The sequence below is a fragment of the Hansschlegelia sp. KR7-227 genome (genome assembly GCF_049446035.1).
Lineage (GTDB): Bacteria > Pseudomonadota > Alphaproteobacteria > Rhizobiales > Methylopilaceae > Methylopila.
In genome coordinates, this window is sequence record NZ_JBMSEA010000001.1 from 2,386,610 (window position 1) to 2,403,551 (window position 16,942).

Sequence of the window (16,942 nt, forward strand, 5' to 3'; positions counted from 1 at the left end):
GGTTCGGTCAAAACTTTTTGACTCCGGCTTCGTACCGCTCGGCGCATCGCGGGCCGGGGGATATTCTCCGGCGGCAGACGCTCCGGGATTGGCGACAGGACCATTTCTGTCCGATCTCGGCCGGACGCCTTGCGCCCCCAAGGCGAAGCGGTGCGAGGCCGACCATGAACCACGCTCCGTGCATGAGCCGTTACCGCCATCGTGGAATGTTGTGCAGTCGCGAAGGAAGTCGCCGAAAGCTCGCGGACCGCTGGCCGTTGAAGGGCGTCAGGGAAACGCTCTTACAAGCGCTGGTCGGGACGCCCGTCACGCGACAGGTCGCCAGTTCCGCCGCAGGGGCGTCAAGGGGCCGGCGTGGTCGCGGCAGCGCCCGTGCAGCGGACGCAGGATCGGGATCCCTGCGGGTTGGCGGAGGGTCCGGCCCGAACGATCGCCCCCTGCTGACCGGCGGTTGCGTCGCCGACCGCTCAGTCGGCGACGTGCTTGTCCACCTTTCCCCGGCGCCCGCCTGCTCCACGTCGACATGGAAAGAATACGACTGCGACGCGCCACGGCCGCGACCGCCTGGGGACCAGGCTCCTCGCCGCTATCCGCGCCGCGGCGATCGTCGGGTTGCCCGTCATTCGGCCCTATGGCGATTGCGCTTCCAGAAGCTCCTTGAATTCGGGAATTCCGAACGTCGCCACGATTTCGTTGGCGGGGCCAAGAATCTCGTAGATAGGCCCCTGAACGTCACGGTTGGTGAAATAGACGACGGCGTCGCAGTCGCCGCCGCCCTCGGTGTGGGGCTCCCCGCCCGCTTTCGCAGACACGTAGCTGCCGACGGAGCGAATCTCCTTGAGCTCGCCATTCGGACGGTAGATCCGCAATTCGCCCTGCAGCACCAGCGTCTTGTAGTCCGCCATGTGGCGGTGGAGCGCGATCTTCTCGTGAGCGGCGAACCTGAAGAGCAGGTCGACGATGCGGGCCTCTTCGTCGACGCTCAGAATATGATAGGCGATATGATCGAAGCCCTCGATGGTCCGCCACGTGATGTTGCGATCGTCAAAGCGATGTTCGACCAACATGTCCTCCCTCGTTCTTCTCGCGACGTGCGGTGGGAGAGACGCTAGGCGCACGCGATCTGCCGCGCTTGCCATCCTGCGCCAAACGACGCCGGTTAGGGCCGCGCGATGACGCTGGCGCTGACCCGCGCGAGCACGGTCGGCCCGGTCGTCGAGGCCGTGGAGGAGGCCGGAGGCTGCGCGCAGCGCCTGTTCCACGAAGCGGACCTTCCGATCGCGATATTGGAGCGGCCGCACACGCTGATCCTCCTGAAAGACCAATTCCGACTTGTCGAAAGGGCCGCGCGGCTGATCGGCGACGACGCCCTGCCGGCCCGTCTTTCGCTGCGCGCCGGGCTCGACGGGCTCGGGCCCTACGGCCGGCACGCCCTGTCTTTTCCGGATCTCGGCGCGGCGCTCTCGCTCGCTTATCTCGAATATGGCCGCCTGCTGCAGGCGGCGACCCGGATGGAGCTGAGAATTCGTGACGGCATGGCCGTCTGGACCTACCGCGTCACCGCGCCCCTGACGGTCGGGCGGCAGAAGAACGAACTCCTCGCGCTCGGCTACATGCTCACGCTCATTCGCACATTCGCCGGACCGCTCTGGGTTCCGGACCGGATCGAACTGCCGGGCGCGCTCGCCGGAAAGGCGAAGATCGAGCAGGTCTTTCACAGCGAGGTCCGGGGCGGGTCCGAGGCGGCCGTGGTCTTTCCCGCTTCGTGGCTCGACTGCCGCGCGCCGGACGCGCCTCCGGCCGGCGCGGAGACTCCCCCCGTTCCTTCCGAGAAGGATCTTGCCGAGATCGTGCGGCTCATGATCGGGCTTGAGCGCGACGCGAACCGCTTTGGCGTCCCGTCGGTGGCGGCGCGCCTGGGCATGACGACGCGCACGCTGCAGAGGCGGCTTCTCCGTTTGGGCCGCACCTTCTCGGCGATTTCCGAGGAGACCGATCGCGCGACGGCGAAAGACCTTCTGGGCCGCGCCGGCCTTTCCGTGACGGAGACCGCCATGCGGCTCGGCTACCGCGACGTCGCCCATTTCTCGCGCGCCTTTCGACGCTGGACCGGAACCCCCCCAAGCCGCTGGCGTGGCCGGCGCGATGGCGGTCTGTCCCAGCCCGAAGAATCACAGTTCGGAGATGCGACTGCAACGGCGCTCCACGATTTCGGGTCCGATTCCTAGAATTCTTCCAGTTATCAATTGCCCTGCGCGGCCTTGAAGTGGCGGGTGCTTGCGCTTATTCGGCTTCTCATCGCAGCTTGATGGTCCCGACCGGAGGTGAGGTCCTTGCCGCCATTTGTATTTGCGCGCGTCCGCCGCTCGACGCCTGCGGCCGCTCTCGCCGCGGGGCTGGCGGCGGCTTTCGCTCTGCCCGCGGCGGCGGCCTCCGGCGTGTCGGTGGAGTTGAACCGGCTGGAGGCGCGCGACACGACCTGCCGCGTCTCGCTGGTGGTCGCCAACCCCGGCGACAAGGCTCTCGACAGCCTCAAGCTCGATCTCGTCTTCTTCGACAAGGACGGCGTGATCTCCCGGCGGCTCGCCGTGGAGGCCGGGCCGGTGCGGGCCGCAAAGACCAGCGTGAAGCTGTTCGAGGCGAGCGACACGCCGTGCGACGGCGTCAGCCGCGTCCTTCTCAACGACGTCACCGCCTGCGGCGGCGAGCAGGATTGCCTCGCGCTCGTGACCACCACGTCCCGGGTCAAGGGCGTGGAGTTTTCGAAGTGATCAGGCTGCGCGCCGCCGCCGTCGCGCTCGCCGCGCTCGTCGCGGCGGCGACGGCCGCGCACGTCGCAGCGCAGGAGCGTCCGGCGGCGACGACCGCGGCGCCGGCGGCCCAGCCCGCGCAGACCCTTCCCCCGGCCGAGGAAGTCCAGGCGACCGAGCCCGGCCAATCCGCGTCTCCGGCCGACGCTCCTTCCGGGGCCGCCCAGCCCGACGACGCGGCGCAGCCCGAGGCCGGGCCGACCGCGTCGGCCGAGGAATCGGCCTTCGACCGCAGCGGCCTTCCGCACGATCTGTCGCCGATCGGCATGTTCATGTCGGCCGATTGGGTGGTGAAGGCGGTCATGATCGGACTCGCCTTCGCCTCGCTCGTGACCTGGACCGTCTGGCTCGCCAAGTCGCTCGAACTCGCCGCGGCGGGCCGGCGGTCGCGCGCCGGGCTTGGCGTGCTGACGCGCTCGCGCAGCCTGAACGACGCCCAGCGCGCCTTCGGACGGTCGCGCGGGCCGATCGCGGCCTTCGTCGCCGCCGCCGACGCGGAGCTCGCCTATTCCGAGGACGCGATGTCGCCCGAAGGCGTGAAGGAGCGCGTCGCCTCCCATCTGTCGCGGCTCGAGGCGCAGGCCGGCCGCAAGCTCGCGGTCGGCACCGGCGTGCTCGCGACCATCGGCTCGACCGCCCCCTTCGTCGGCCTGTTCGGCACGGTGTGGGGCATCATGAACTCCTTCATCGGCATCTCGAACGCTCAGACGACCAACCTCGCCGTCGTCGCCCCCGGCATCGCCGAGGCGCTGCTCGCGACCGCGGTCGGCCTCATCGCCGCCATTCCGGCCGTGATCATCTACAATGTGTTCGCGCGCGCCATCGCGGGCCACCGCGCCGTGCTCGGCGACGCGTCCGCGGCCGTTCTCCGGCTGGTCAGCCGCGATCTCGACCGCGCGTCCGGCCCGCATCGCCTGCGGGCGGCGGCGGAGTAGGACGCGGGGGATGTCGGCTCGGCTCGATCACTCCGGCGGGGATGACCTCGTCGAGACGCATGAAATCAACGTCACGCCGTTCATCGACGTGATTCTGGTTCTGCTGATCATCTTCATGGTGGCCGCCCCCCTCGCGACCGTCGACGTCGGCGTCGACCTGCCGTCGTCGACCGCGCAGCGCCAGCCTCGGCCGGACAAGCCAGTCTATCTGACGGTCAAGTCGGACCTGAACCTGGCGCTTGGCAATCAGACCGTCCCGCGTGACGCGCTCGGCTCCGCGCTCGGCCGGGCGACCAAGGGCGACCACGAACAACGCATCTTCCTGCGCGCCGACAAGACGGTCCCTTATGGCGAGCTGATGAAGGTGATGAACGACCTGCGCCGCGCGGGCTATCTCAAGATCGCGCTCGTCGCGCTCGAATCCGTCGAACCGAATGGCGGCCGTTGACGCCCTGAGCCTCGACGGAGGCCATTCCGGCCGCGATCTGGGCCGCTGGGCGATGGCCGGCGCCGTCATGCTCGCCGTCCACGCCGGCGCGCTGCTGCTGTTGCGCGACGCTCCCCCGCCATCGGGCTTCGAAAGCCAGCAGCCGATCGAAATGGATCTCATGCCTCCGCCCTCCGGCGCGGCGCAGATGAGCGAAGCCGGGGCGGACTCGGCGCCGGCCGCCGCCGCGGAGGCCGTTCCGCAGGTCCAGCCGGAGGAGACGGAGCCGACCCCAACGGAAGCCGAGGAGCTTCCCGAACTCAACGCCGACGCGGCCCCTCCCCCGCCGGACGAGGCGATCACCGCCGAGGCCGCTCCCGACGAGGCCCAGCCGATCGAGGAGACGCCGGTCGAGCAGGTCGAGACGGCGCCTGACCTCGTCGAGGCGCCGACCGACGTGACGCCGGCCGTCACTCTGCCGCCGGAGCGCACCGTCACGGCCGAGGACGTGACGCCCGAGCCGCGCCGGGAGACCCCGCCTCCGGTCCGCGAGGCGAAGAAGCCGGTCAAGCGCGAGGCGACCAAGCCGAAGAAGACGGAGACCCGCACCGTCGAGCGCGAGCGACCGAAGGCGGCGCCTCCGCCGAGCGCCTCCTCGCGGGCGGGGGGAGCACGCGGCGTCGCCAGCAACCCGGGGGCCGCGCGCGCAGCGGCCGCCGAATACGGCCGTAAGATCTCGGCGATCCTCGCGGGCCAGAAGCGCTATCCCGCCGCCGCCCGCGCGCAGAGGGCGACCGGACGCGGCGTGATCGCGTTCACGGTCAACCGCAGCGGACGGGTGATCAGTCAATCGCTCGCGCGAAGCACGGGCAACGCGATCCTCGATCAGGAGCTGCGCGCCATGCTGCAGCGCGCCTCGGGCTCCTTCCCGCCTATGCCTCCCGAGATGCCGGGAGGAAGCAAGAGCTTCACCATACCGATCGGTTTCACCTTCTCGGGCTAACGGCCGCGGCTGGTCGCTCGGACGGCGGCCGCGGTCGGTCTTCTACGTCTTGGACGGGGCTCTCAGGAGGCTCAGCGTCGCCGGGCGAGCGAGCCTTTGGCGAAGGGAGCATCCGCCGGGGTCGCGCGACTCGCCACCGTCCGGTAGGACGCGCCCTTTGGCACTTTCTGCGCGACGCCGTAGAGGCGTTCGCGGCGGTCCATCTCGTCATAGACGTCCTGCGGGGAGATTCCCGCGGCCGACCAGAGAACGACGAGATTGTAGAGCAGATCGGCGCTCTCGCGAATCAGCGGCTCGCGCGCGCCCGTCACCGCCTCGATCGCGACCTCGGCGGCCTCCTCGGCGACCTTCTTGGCCATTTTCGGCACGCCTTCGCGGCGCAGCTTCACGGTGCGTGAGAGAACCGGATCGGTGTCGCTCGCATCCCGTACGGCCACATAGAGACGCTCGATCGAATCGGTCATCGCGGAATATTGTCTCTCCATTCTGTCGACTAAATGACAGCTCCATTTACGAATCATTTACATAGCGTCTTCCCGCTCCGGACCCATACGGGGTTTCACCTACCCCCGCCGGGCGCGCGACCGTCGGCAGCGACGCGCCGCCCCATGACGCGCCGAGCCGATCGCTCTATACTGTCCGTTCATCCGTCGGGCGCGCGCGCGCCCGCGCCGCGCTCCGGGACGTACATGCCGCTCCTCGACATCGCCGTTCTCCTGGGCCTCGTGCTCTTGAACGGCTTCTTCGCGCTGTCGGAGCTTGCGATCGTCTCCTCCCGTAAACCGCGGCTGCGGATGATGGCGGACGGCGGCGACCCCGGCGCGGAACGCGCCATCAAGCTCGCCGACGACCCGTCGAGCTTCCTATCCTCGGTCCAGATCGGCATCACGCTGATCGCGATCCTGACCGGCGTGGTCGGCGAATCCTCCCTCGCCGACCCCTTCGCCGAGACGCTGCGCCAGACGACCGCCCTCGGCGCCTATGCCGGACCCGTCGCGAGCGCCGTGGTCGTCCTCAGCATCGGCGGGCTTTCGCTCATCCTCGGCGAGCTCGTGCCGAAGCGCATCGCCCTGTCGAACCCGGAGCCGATCGCGGCCTTCGTGTCGGCGCCGCTGGCGGTGATCGCCGTCGTCGGCCGCCCCGTGGTGGTGGTGCTGAACACGCTCTCCGCCCTGGTGCTCAAGCTGCTGCGCGTGAAGGAGCAGGACGGCTCCAGCGTCACGGAGGAGGAGGTCCGCTCCGTCATCGCCGAGGGGGTGGCGGCCGGCTCGATCGAGCCGGTGGAGAAGCGCATGATCGAAGGCGTCCTCGGCCTCGCCGACCGGCCGGTGCGCTCCATCATGACGCCGCGGCGCGAGGTGTTCTGGATCGACGTCACCGACGACCTCGAAACCATCAAGACCGAGCTCGCCGAAAGCCCGTTCTCCCGGATCGTCGTCGGCAAGGACGGCTCGGTCGACGATCCCGTCGGCATCCTCCACAAGAAGGACGTGCTGGCGAAGCTGCTCGCGGGCGGCGAGCTCGACGTGGTGTCGCAGGTCAAGGATCCGCTCTACGTCCCGGAGGGCGCCTCGGCGCTGAGTCTTCTGGAGCTCTTCAAGTCGCAGCCCTCCTCGACCGCCTTCGTGGTCGACGAGTTCGGGGGCTTCGAAGGGATCGTGACCTCGCACGACGTGCTGGGCGCGATCGCCGGCGCGATGCCCGAGGAGCACGAGACGGCTGAGGACCAGGACATCCGCCGTCGCGAGGACGGCACCTATATGGTCGACGGCCGCGCGCCGCTCGACGCGATCTCCGACACGTTCGCCTTCACCATCCCGGCGAACACCCAAGGCGAGTTCCACACGGCGGCGGGTCTCGTCATCGCCGAGCTCGGCCGCATCCCGAACGAAGGCGACACGATCGACGTCGGCGGCTGGGTGATCGAGGTCGTCGACATGGACGGCCCGCGCGTCGACAAGCTGATGTTCCGCACCCGCGGCTCGGATGCGGGGGCGAGCCCGGCCGGAGCCGGCGTGTGACGCCCGCGCCGCGATGAGCGACAGGTTTCCCGCTCGACCGGGCCCCGCGGCCGACGTCGCGGAGGCCTTCGCCCGCGTGGTCGAGGCCGCCCTCGCGCGCGCGGCCGGCGCCCCGGACGCGGCCGCCTTCCACCGCGCGCCGCCGGGCGCCTTCGACGCCCTCCCCGCGCTCGGTCCCACCGGCCGCCCGGTCGAGCAGGTCGCGCAGGAGCTGCTCGACCGGGTTCTGCCTTACGCCATGAGCACCGATCATCGGCGCTTCTTCGCCTTTATCCCGAGCCCGGCCTCGCCGCTCTCCTGGCTCGGCGAGCTCCTGACCGCGGTCCACAACGCCCATGCCGGGGCCGCCGTACAGAGCGAGGGCGCGACCGCGATCGAGCGGCGGCTGATCTCGTTTCTCTGCAAAGCCGCGGGCCTACCCTCAGGCGCCGGGGGCCTGTTCGTCTCGGGCGGATCAATGGCCAACCTCACCGCGCTCACCGCCGCCCGGGACCGGCTGCTGGGAGAGGACGAGCGCGAGCTTGGGGTCGCCTATCTCGGCGAGGGCGCCCACGCCTCGATCGCAAAGGCGCTGCGGATCATCGGAGTGGCCGACCGCCGCGTGCGCATCGTGGCGAGCGACCGCCTGGGGCGGCTGGACGCCGGCGATCTAACCGCCGCCGTCGCCGCAGACCGGGCCGCTGGGCTGAGGCCCTTCGTCGTCGTGGCGACGGCGGGCGCGACCAACACCGGCGCGATCGACCCGTTGGACGCGGTCGCCGACGTCTGCGCGGCCGAGCGCCTGTGGATGCATGTCGACGGCGCCTATGGCGCGTCCGCCCTGCTGTCGCCCGCCCATCGCGGCCTGCTGCGCGGGATCGGCCGCGCCGACAGCCTCACCTGGGACGCGCACAAATGGCTGTTCCAGACCTATGGCTGCGGCGCCGTGCTGGTCCGGGACCGCTCGGCGCTCGCCGACGCCTTCCGGATGGGCGCAGACTATCTGCGCGACGGGGACGCGCCGGACGGCGAGCCGAACGCCTGGGATCTTGGCCCTGAGCTGACCCGCCCCGCACGGGCGACCAAGCTGTGGCTCACCCTCCAGACCCTCGGGCTCGACGCCGTCGGCGCCGCCATCGCGCGCGGGATCGCGGCCGCCGAGACCGCGGAGCGCGCCGTGCGCGCCACCCCGGACTGGCGGATCGTCTCCGAGGCGCGGCTCGCGATCGTCTGCTTCCGCTACGCACCGCCGGGCGTAGCGGAAGCAGAGGCGGACGCGCTGAACCGGGCGATCGCCAAGGCGATGCTGGAGGACGGCTTCGCCGTCGTGGGCGCGACCCGCGTCGAGGGGCGCGCGGCGATCCGGATGTGCACGATCAACCCGGCGACGACCGACGAGGATCTGAGCGGGACCGTAGATCGCCTCGACGCCTTCGCCCGCGCCCTCCTGCCGGCGTTCCGGCTGCAGGCGACAGGCTGACCGGCGGACTCACAGGCATGCAGGACGTTAAAAAGTGGGATCACGTCCCCGGACTCGTTCGGCCCCGCACCGCAGACGTCGTTCCGGGCTTGTCCCGGAACCCATTTCAGCTGGGTTTCAAGATATTCCGCTGGCGGCGGGACTGGATCCCGGGACAAGCCCGGGATGACGGGCGAGGGTATCCCGCGCTTCGAGGCGAGCCGATCACTCACGCCTAGAGACGAGAACCGCCCCGCCGAGAGAGACGCCGGCGGCCGGCGGGTCAGCCCGCGAAGACCGCCTTGAACTCCTTGAGACGGTCAAGCTTCTCTTGCGCGCGCATCTTGGCGCCCTCGCCCTGGGCGTCCGCGACGTCGTCTTCGGCGTCCTTGATGGCGGCGTCGAGCTTCGCGACCTCGAACTGCTCGAGCGGCGTCGCCTCGTCGGCGAGCACGGTCAGGCCCTTCGGATTCACGTCCGCGAAGCCGCCGCGGACGAACAGCTTCTGCGGCTCGCCGCCATCCGTCTTGTAGACCTTCAGGACGCCGGGCCGCAGCGTCGAGAGCAGCGGCGCGTGATGCGCCAGCACGCCGAACTCGCCCTCGGCGCCCGGCACGACGACATGCTCGACCTCTTCGGAGAAGACCAGCTTCTCCGGCGACACGAGCTCGAACAGGAAGGTGTCCACGACGTGCTCTCCAGATGTCTCTTCAGCGGCGGCGATCGGCGACGAAACCGGCGCCGAAGCCGAGCAGCGCGCCGATCGCGGCGCAGATTGCGATGTGCTGAGCCTGACCGGTCGTGAGGCCGCCCTGATCGGACGACGCCACCCGGTCGCTCTGCACCTCGACCTTCATCCCGAGGATCGAGATTTCGGCGGCCTCGGGCCGGGTCAGCCAGCCGGCGAGACCGCCGACCAGGAGCCCGATGAGCAGAAAGAGGACCTTGCTGTTCATCGGATCGCCCGCCGCAGCGCGCTCAACCCTCGGCCAGCTTCTTGGCCTTCTCGATGGCTTCCTCGATCGTTCCGACCATGTAGAAGGCCGACTCCGGCAGGTTGTCGTGCTTGCCTTCGACCAGCTCCTTGAAGCCCTTGATCGTGTCGGCGAGCTCGACGAACTTGCCCGGCGCGCCGGTGAAGATTTCGGCCACATGGAACGGCTGGCTGAGGAAGCGCTCGACCTTGCGGGCGCGCGACACCGTCAGCTTGTCCTCTTCCGACAGCTCGTCCATGCCGAGGATCGCGATGATGTCCTGGAGCGACTTGTAGCGCTGCAGGGTCTCCTGGACGCGGCGGGCGGTGTTGTAGTGCTCGTCGCCGATGATCTGCGCGGAGAGGATGCGCGAGGTCGAGTCGAGCGGGTCGACCGCCGGATAGATGCCCTTTTCCGCGATCGAGCGGTTCAGCGTGGTCGTCGCGTCGAGATGGGCGAAGGAGGTCGCGGGCGCCGGGTCGGTCAGGTCGTCGGCCGGCACGTAGATCGCCTGCACGGACGTGATCGAGCCCTTGGTGGTGGTGGTGATGCGCTCCTGCAGCGCGCCCATGTCGGTGGCGAGCGTCGGCTGATAGCCCACCGCCGAGGGAATGCGGCCGAGCAGCGCCGACACTTCCGAACCCGCCTGGGTGAAGCGGAAGATGTTGTCCACGAAGAACAGAACGTCCTGGCCCTGGTCGCGGAAATGCTCGGCGACGGTGAGGCCGGTCAACGCGACGCGGGCGCGGGCGCCGGGCGGCTCGTTCATCTGGCCGAACACGAGGGCGCATTTCGAGCCTTCGCCGCCGCCTTCCTTGTTCACGCCGGACTCGATGAACTCGTGATAGAGGTCGTTGCCCTCGCGGGTGCGCTCGCCGACGCCGGCGAACACCGAATAGCCGCCATGCGCCTTCGCGACGTTGTTGATCAGCTCCTGGATGAGCACCGTCTTGCCGACGCCCGCGCCGCCGAACAGCCCGATCTTGCCGCCCTTGGCGTAAGGCGCGAGCAGGTCGACCACCTTGATGCCGGTGACGAGAATCTCGGTCTCGGTCGCCTGGTCGGCGTAGGACGGCGCCGGGGCGTGGATCGGGCGCCGGCCTTCGCTGTCGACAGGGCCGCCTTCGTCGATCGGCTCGCCGATCACGTTCATGATGCGGCCGAGCGTTCCCACGCCGACCGGAACCGAAATCGGCTCGCCGGTGTCGGTCACGTCCTGTCCGCGGGTCAGGCCCTCGGTGGAGTCCATCGCGATCGCGCGGACCGTCGACTCGCCGAGATGCTGGGCGACTTCCAGCACAAGCCGCACGTCGTTGTTCTTGGTCTCGAGCGCGTTCAAAATCTCGGGCAGATGGCCGTCGAACTGGACGTCGACGACGGCGCCGATGACCTGGGTGATGCGGCCGACATGTGCGGTCATGTTTTCAAAGTCCTCGTCGGTCATTGCGAGCGATCCAACGCCCTTCGTCATGTTCTTGGTCGAAGCCGTCACGCCTCGGCGAGATCCAGTCTGCGTTCGATGCGCGTCAGGCGCTCGTCGAACCTGTCCATGCGACCGTTGAGGCTTGCGATCTGGATCTGGACCTGTCCGAGGTGCTGCTCGATCGCCGTCACCCTGATTTTCACGTCCTGCAGATCGAGCTCCATCCGGTCCTGCGAGGCCCTGATCCGCCGAAGCTGCTCCAGGACCATGTTCTCCATTTCGCTAGTCATCGGTTCGTCCTTGCGAGCCGCTTACCAGCCTCAGTGTAGCCCGAACGTCCCTCGCCTCACAGCGCCTCGGCGCCGGAGATGATCTCGATCAGCTCCTTGGTGATCTGCGCCTGGCGTGTGCGGTTGTAGTCGAGCGACAGCTTCTTGATCATCTCGCCGGCGTTGCGGGTCGCGTTGTCCATCGCGGACATGCGCGCGCCCTGCTCGGAGGCGGCGTTCTCGAGCAGCGCCTTGAGGACCTGGATCGCGACGTTGCGCGGGAGCAGCTCCTCGAGGATCTCCTCCTCCGACGGCTCGTATTCGTAGATCGCGCCCTTCAGCAGGTCCGTCGTCTCGTCGCCTTCCGGCACTTCGGCGGGCACGATCTGCTGCGCGGTCGGAATCTGGCTGACCACCGACTTGAACTTCGAATAGAACAGCGTCGCGACGTCGAACTTGTCCTCGGCGAACATGTCGGTGACGCGTTCGGCGATGCTCACGGCGGTGTCGAACCCGACGCTCTTGACCTCGCGGAGCGAGATGACGTCATCGAGCTTGCCGGGGAATTGGCGGCGCAGGATGTCCGCGCCCTTCCGGCCGACGCACAGGAACTCGACCTGCCTGCCTTCGGCGAGCAGCCGGCGGGCGTGGTCGCGCGCAAGCCGCGCGATCGAGGAGTTGAAGCCGCCGCACAAGCCGCGATCGGCCGTGACGACGACGAGCAGGTGGCGCTTGTCGTCGCCGGTTCCCGCGAGCAGCCTCGGCGCCAGCGGCGAGTCCTTCATGCCGGTGGCGAGGTTCGACAGAACCCGCTCCATCCGTTCGGCGTAGGGACGCGCAGCCGCCGCCGCGGTCTCCGCGCGGCGCAGCTTCGCCGCGGCCACCATCTGCATGGCCTTGGTGATCTTCTGCGTCGCCTTGACCGAGGCGATGCGGTTTCTGAGGTCCTTTAGGCTCGCCATGGGGGCGCCCGAAACTCCGCTCTATCCGACGTGAAGCCGCTCAGTCCTTCGAGAAGCTTGCTCAGGCCTTCGAGAAGCTCTTGGCGAAATCGTCGAGCACCTTCTTGATCTTCTCGATGGTCTCGTCCTTGAGCTGCTTATCCTTGCGGATCGTATCGAGCAGGTCCTTCTGGCTCGCATTGAGGTGCTCGAGCAGCTCGGCCTCGTAAGCGCGGATCTTGTCGATCGGCAGCTTGTCGAGATAGCCGTTGGTGCCGGCGTAGATCACCACGACCTGCTCCTCGACGCGCAGCGGCGCGAACTGCGGCTGCTTGAGGAGCTCCGTCAGACGCGCGCCGCGGTTCAGAAGCCGCTGGGTCGAGGCGTCGAGGTCGGAGCCGAACTGCGCGAAGGCCGCCATCTCGCGGTACTGCGCGAGCTCGCCTTTGATCTTGCCGGCGACCTGCTTCATCGCCTTGATCTGCGCCGCCGAACCGACGCGCGACACCGAGAGGCCGACGTTCACCGCCGGGCGGACGCCCTGGTAGAACAGGTCGGACTCGAGGAAGATCTGGCCGTCGGTGATCGAGATCACGTTGGTCGGGATATAGGCCGACACGTCGTTGGCCTGCGTCTCGATGATCGGCAGAGCCGTCAGCGAGCCTGCGCCATTCTCGTCGTTGAGCTTGGCGGCGCGCTCCAGCAGGCGCGAATGCAGATAGAACACGTCGCCCGGATAGGCCTCGCGGCCAGGCGGGCGGCGCAGCAGCAGCGACATCTGGCGATAGGCCACGGCCTGCTTCGACAGGTCGTCATAGACCATCAGCGCATGCATGCCGTTGTCGCGGAAATACTCGCCCATCGCGCAGCCGGAGAACGGCGCGAGGAACTGCATCGGCGCAGGGTCGGAGGCGGTGGCGGCGATGATGATCGAATATTCGAGCGCGCCGTTTTCCTCGAGCACCTTCACGAACTGCGCGACGGTGGAGCGCTTCTGGCCGATCGCGACATAGACGCAATAGAGCTTCTGGCCCTCGTCTCCGCTCGCGTTGATCGACTTCTGGTTCAGGATGGCGTCGAGCGCCACGGCGGTCTTGCCGGTTTGGCGGTCGCCGATGATGAGCTCGCGCTGGCCGCGGCCGATCGGGATCAGCGCGTCGATCGACTTGATGCCGGTCTGCATCGGCTCGTGCACGGATTTGCGCGGGATGATGCCCGGGGCCTTCACGTCGACGCGGCGGCGCTCGGTGGACTCGATCGGGCCCTTGCCGTCGATCGGGTTGCCCAGAGCGTCGACCACGCGGCCGAGCAGCCCCTTGCCGACGGGCACGTCCACGATCGTGCCCGTGCGCTTGACGACGTCGCCTTCGTTCACGCCGCGGTCGGCGCCGAAGATCACGACGCCGACATTGTCGGTCTCGAGGTTCAGCGCCATGCCGCGCACGCCGCCGGGGAACTCGACCATCTCGCCGTACTGGACGTTGTCGAGGCCGTAGACGCGGGCGATGCCGTCGCCGATCGACAGAACCTGCCCGACCTCGGAGACTTCCGCCTCCTGGCCGAAATTCTTAATCTGATCCTTGAGGATCGAGGTGATCTCGGCGGCGCGAATGTCCATCAGCCGACCTCTTTCATGGCGAGTTTGATCGAATTGAGCTTGGTCTTGAGCGACGCGTCGACCATGCGGCTGCCGAGCCGCACGATGAGGCCGCCGAGAATTTTGGGATCAACCTTGACGTCGAAGTCGACCGTCTTGCCGGTGACGTCCTGAAGCGCCTTGGCGAGCGCCGAGCGCCGGTCGTCGGTCAGCGCCTCGGCGACGGTCACCTCCGCGGTGGTCGCGCCCCTGTCGGCGGCGGCGAGCGCGCGGAAGCCCTTGATCATCGATTCGACGGCGAACAGACGGCGATTGGAGGCGACCAGCTTGACGAATTTCGCCGTCAACGGCGACGCGCCCGCATGGTCGAGCACAGCCCCGATCGCCTTGCTCTGCTCGTCGGCGGAAAACACCGGGCTCTTGATCAAGCGGCGCAGATCCTCGCTCTCGGCGATCATCCCGCCCAGCGCGTCGAAATCCGCCGAGACCGCGTCGACCGCGTTCTCGTCCTTCGCAAGATCGAACAGGGCGTTCGCATAGCGACCCGCCATTCCGGACACGATGGTGTCTTTGCCTGCCACCGAGCGTCTCTCGTTGGTTGGAGCCTTGGGCTGAAACCGGAGCGGACGCCCCGTACCTCCCGGAACCGTTGCACGACGAGGCCGAACCGGCCCCTCCGCGAAGGCTCTCCTTCACGGCGAAGCGGTCACTATCACGGTAAGCGAGCCCCCGCAACATCGTGGCGTAGCTGTGGCGACGCTTCGAAAAGGCTTTGCGTTCAAAGGCATATGCGGCAACCGGTGGTGGCGCCCGGCCGCTTTTGACCATCTGTCACACCAGGCCGTGAACGGCGGGTCCGGCCACGACGACGCGACAGCCGTCAGACGAAGCTCTGCGGATCGATGTCGACGGCGACCCTGACGCCGCCGCGCGGCGGCGGAGCGGCCGCGAGCCAGGCGCGCACATAGGCGGAAAGGTCGAAGGCCCGCGGCGCCTGCGCGAGCAGCCGCATCCGATGCCTCCCGCGCACCATGGAGAGCGGCGCTTCGGCGGGACCCAGCACGCGGACCTCGGGAAGGCGCGGCGCGGCGCGCGCCAGCGCGCGTCCGTGCCCCTCGGCGGACTCGCGGGTCGCGCCGCTCACGATCAGCGCCGCGAGCCGGCCGAAGGGCGGCGTCGCGGCGGCCTCGCGCGCCCGGGACTCCGCGGCGTAGAACCCCTCCCGGTCGCCGGACGCGAGTGCGCGCAGCGCGGGATGGTCGGGATCGTGGGTCTGCAGCAGCGCCTTTCCCGGACGGTCGCCCCGGCCGGCGCGGCCCGCCACCTGCTGGAGCACCTGGAACGTGCGTTCGCCGGCGCGCGGATCGGCGGCGCCGAGCGCGAAATCGGCGTCGACGGCGCCGACGAGCGTCAGCTTCGGAAAGTGGTGGCCCTTGGTCACCATCTGCGTGCCGACGACGATGTCGACATCGCCGCGCTCGATCGCGTCGAGTTCGGCCGCGAGCCGCTCGCCGCCGCCCATAACGTCGCTCGACAGGATCGAGATCCGCGCGTCGGGGAAGCGCGCCGCGGCCTCGTCGCTGATGCGCTCGACGCCCGGGCCGCAGGCCACGAAGCTGTCCTCGGCCGCGCAGGACGGGCAGGCTTTCGGCATCGGACCGGACTGGCCGCAATGGTGGCAGACGAGGCTCGCGCGGAACCTGTGCTCGACCAGCCAGGCCGAACAGTTCGGGCATTTCATGCGGTGCCCGCACCGGCGGCAGACCGTCAGCGGCGCGTAGCCGCGGCGATTGAGGAACAAGAGCGTCTGGTCGCCGGCGGCGAGCGTCTCGGCCATCGCCGAGACGAGGCGCGGAGCGAGCCATTGCCCGCGCGCCGGTCCGAAGCGCCGGAGGTCGATCACGGAGATGTCCGGCATGGCGCGGCCGCCGTAGCGGGCGGGCAGCACGAAACGGGCGTAGCGGCCGCGCTCGGCGTTGACGCGGGTCTCGAGAGACGGCGTGGCGGAGGCCAGAACGACCGGAGCATTCTCGATGCGGCCGCGCACCACCGCCATGTCGCGGGCGCTGTAGGCGACGCCCTCCTCCTGCTTGTAGGCCGCGTCATGCTCCTCGTCGACGACGATGAGCCCAAGGTCGCGGAAGGGCAGGAACAGCCCGGAGCGCGCGGCGACCACCGCCTGGATCGAGCCGTCGGCGACGCCGCGCCTCACCGCCGCCCGGCCCTTTTCGCCGACGCTCGCGTGCCAGACCGCGGGCCGCGCGCCGAAGCGCTTGGCGAAGCGGTCCAGGAAGGGGACGGTCAGCGCGATCTCCGGCGCCATCACGAGCGCCTGGCGGCCGTCGGCGAGCGCCTGCGCCACCGCCTCGCAATAGACCTCGGTTTTCCCGGATCCGGTGACGCCGTCGAGCAGGGCGACGCGAAACTGCGCGTCCGCCGTCATGCGCCGCAACGCCTCCGCGGCGTGCGCCTGGTGGGGCGACAGCTCCGGGCCGGGCAGCGACGGGTCCGGCCTTCGCGCCGAAGGGGGCTCCGGCAGGGCCGCGGCCTCCAGCGCGCCCTCAGCCACGAGCCCGTCCACGACCGAGGTCGAGACCCCCGCGGCGGCCGCCAGCGCGCTCTTCGGTCGGACGGCGCCGTCGGCGGCGACCGCCAGAACCTTCAAGCGGGCGGACGTGGCGCGGGAGGGCGCGACGCCGGTGGCGCGCAGGCCCATCCTGGGGCCCGGAGGCGCTTCGTCCGCCGCCAGCCCCCGCAACGCCATCCGCAGCACCTGCCCGCGCGGCGCGAGCGTGTACTCCGCGACCCAGTCGATGAAGCGCCGCATCGGCGCGGCGAATCCGGCGGCGGGAACCTTCGCCTCGATCGCTTTCATCCGGCCGCCGTCGAGCGCGTCCGGAACCCCGTCCCACACGACGCCGATCGACGAGCGCGTTCCGAGCGGCGCCACCACCACGTCGCCAGGCGCGACCTTAAGGCCGTCGGGAACCGCGTAGGTCAGCGTCCGGTCGAGGGCGACCGGCAGCAGGACCTGGACAGCGGACAGAGCGGGCATGGGGGACATCGGCCTAAGGGGGCGGCCGCCCCTCTTCGGCGCAAGCGTC

At 69.3% G+C, this 16,942-nt stretch carries 17 protein-coding genes; 7 read left to right on the plus strand and 10 right to left on the minus strand.

Features of this window, described 5'->3' with window-relative positions; genetic code table 11:
• Window positions 1-629: 629 nt before the first annotated feature.
• Entirely contained in the window at window positions 630-1,067 is a 438-nt protein-coding gene (locus ACO2RJ_RS11165; protein ID WP_423268087.1) for a cupin domain-containing protein, read from the minus strand.
• 105 nt (window positions 1,068-1,172) lie between these two features.
• Between ACO2RJ_RS11165 and ACO2RJ_RS11170 the strand changes: the two genes are divergently transcribed.
• The 5 genes from ACO2RJ_RS11170 (at window position 1,173) to ACO2RJ_RS11190 (ending at window position 5,175) form a co-directional block, all read left to right on the plus strand.
• Window positions 1,173-2,228 (plus strand): AraC family transcriptional regulator ligand-binding domain-containing protein, encoded by a 1,056-nt coding sequence (locus tag ACO2RJ_RS11170; protein ID WP_423268088.1) that lies wholly within the window; start codon window positions 1,173-1,175, stop codon window positions 2,226-2,228.
• 96 nt (window positions 2,229-2,324) lie between these two features.
• On the plus strand, window positions 2,325-2,771 hold the full coding sequence (locus ACO2RJ_RS11175; protein ID WP_423268089.1) for a hypothetical protein: 447 nt from the start codon (window positions 2,325-2,327) through the stop codon (window positions 2,769-2,771).
• Window positions 2,768-3,745: a tonB-system energizer ExbB gene (gene exbB, locus ACO2RJ_RS11180; RefSeq protein ID WP_423268090.1), complete on the plus strand. Its 978-nt coding sequence runs from the start codon at window positions 2,768-2,770 to the stop codon at window positions 3,743-3,745. Before ACO2RJ_RS11175 ends, exbB begins: the two co-directional genes overlap by 4 nt.
• A gap of 10 nt (window positions 3,746-3,755) precedes the next feature.
• Window positions 3,756-4,193 (plus strand): TonB system transport protein ExbD, encoded by a 438-nt coding sequence (exbD, locus tag ACO2RJ_RS11185; protein ID WP_423268091.1) that lies wholly within the window; start codon window positions 3,756-3,758, stop codon window positions 4,191-4,193.
• Window positions 4,180-5,175 carry a TonB family protein gene (locus ACO2RJ_RS11190; protein WP_423268092.1) on the plus strand — a complete coding sequence of 332 codons (996 nt, stop codon included), beginning with the start codon at window positions 4,180-4,182 and terminating at the stop codon, window positions 5,173-5,175. The genes exbD and ACO2RJ_RS11190 overlap by 14 nt, the downstream gene beginning before the upstream one ends.
• A gap of 71 nt (window positions 5,176-5,246) precedes the next feature.
• Here ACO2RJ_RS11190 and hisE read toward each other — a convergent pair whose 3' ends face one another.
• Window positions 5,247-5,639 carry a phosphoribosyl-ATP diphosphatase gene (gene hisE / locus ACO2RJ_RS11195; protein ID WP_423268093.1) on the minus strand — a complete coding sequence of 131 codons (393 nt, stop codon included), beginning with the start codon at window positions 5,637-5,639 and terminating at the stop codon, window positions 5,247-5,249.
• A gap of 225 nt (window positions 5,640-5,864) precedes the next feature.
• Here hisE and ACO2RJ_RS11200 point away from each other — a divergent pair, with 225 nt between their 5' ends.
• Both ACO2RJ_RS11200 and ACO2RJ_RS11205 read left to right on the plus strand, forming a co-directional pair.
• Window positions 5,865-7,196 carry a hemolysin family protein gene (locus tag ACO2RJ_RS11200; RefSeq protein WP_423268094.1) on the plus strand — a complete coding sequence of 444 codons (1,332 nt, stop codon included), beginning with the start codon at window positions 5,865-5,867 and terminating at the stop codon, window positions 7,194-7,196.
• Window positions 7,197-7,209: 13 nt separating this feature from the next.
• Window positions 7,210-8,655 (plus strand): pyridoxal phosphate-dependent decarboxylase family protein, encoded by a 1,446-nt coding sequence (locus tag ACO2RJ_RS11205; RefSeq protein ID WP_423268095.1) that lies wholly within the window; start codon window positions 7,210-7,212, stop codon window positions 8,653-8,655.
• A 262-nt stretch (window positions 8,656-8,917) separates the two neighbouring features.
• Here ACO2RJ_RS11205 and ACO2RJ_RS11210 read toward each other — a convergent pair whose 3' ends face one another.
• From ACO2RJ_RS11210 to ACO2RJ_RS11245, 8 genes are all read right to left on the minus strand, one after another.
• On the minus strand, window positions 8,918-9,322 hold the full coding sequence (locus ACO2RJ_RS11210; RefSeq protein ID WP_423268096.1) for a F0F1 ATP synthase subunit epsilon: 405 nt from the start codon (window positions 9,320-9,322) through the stop codon (window positions 8,918-8,920).
• Window positions 9,323-9,344: 22 nt separating this feature from the next.
• The gene (locus tag ACO2RJ_RS11215; RefSeq protein WP_423268097.1) at window positions 9,345-9,590 is read right to left on the minus strand and encodes a hypothetical protein; all 246 of its coding nucleotides are present in this window, start codon (window positions 9,588-9,590) and stop codon (window positions 9,345-9,347) included.
• A gap of 22 nt (window positions 9,591-9,612) precedes the next feature.
• Complete coding sequence (gene atpD / locus ACO2RJ_RS11220) at window positions 9,613-11,028, minus strand: F0F1 ATP synthase subunit beta (protein WP_423268961.1); 1,416 nt, start codon at window positions 11,026-11,028, stop codon at window positions 9,613-9,615.
• 68 nt (window positions 11,029-11,096) lie between these two features.
• Window positions 11,097-11,321, minus strand: a complete 225-nt coding sequence (locus ACO2RJ_RS11225; protein ID WP_423268098.1) for a hypothetical protein — start codon at window positions 11,319-11,321, stop codon at window positions 11,097-11,099.
• Window positions 11,322-11,377: 56 nt separating this feature from the next.
• Window positions 11,378-12,262 carry a F0F1 ATP synthase subunit gamma gene (locus tag ACO2RJ_RS11230; protein ID WP_423268099.1) on the minus strand — a complete coding sequence of 295 codons (885 nt, stop codon included), beginning with the start codon at window positions 12,260-12,262 and terminating at the stop codon, window positions 11,378-11,380.
• Window positions 12,263-12,323: 61 nt separating this feature from the next.
• A complete protein-coding gene (gene atpA, locus ACO2RJ_RS11235; RefSeq protein WP_423268100.1) occupies window positions 12,324-13,859 on the minus strand; it encodes a F0F1 ATP synthase subunit alpha in 1,536 nt (511 codons plus the stop codon).
• Complete coding sequence (locus tag ACO2RJ_RS11240; RefSeq protein ID WP_423268101.1) at window positions 13,859-14,419, minus strand: F0F1 ATP synthase subunit delta; 561 nt, start codon at window positions 14,417-14,419, stop codon at window positions 13,859-13,861. Before ACO2RJ_RS11240 ends, atpA begins: the two co-directional genes overlap by 1 nt.
• Window positions 14,420-14,718: 299 nt before the next feature.
• A complete protein-coding gene (locus ACO2RJ_RS11245; RefSeq protein ID WP_423268102.1) occupies window positions 14,719-16,893 on the minus strand; it encodes a primosomal protein N' in 2,175 nt (724 codons plus the stop codon).
• Window positions 16,894-16,942 lie beyond the last annotated feature (49 nt).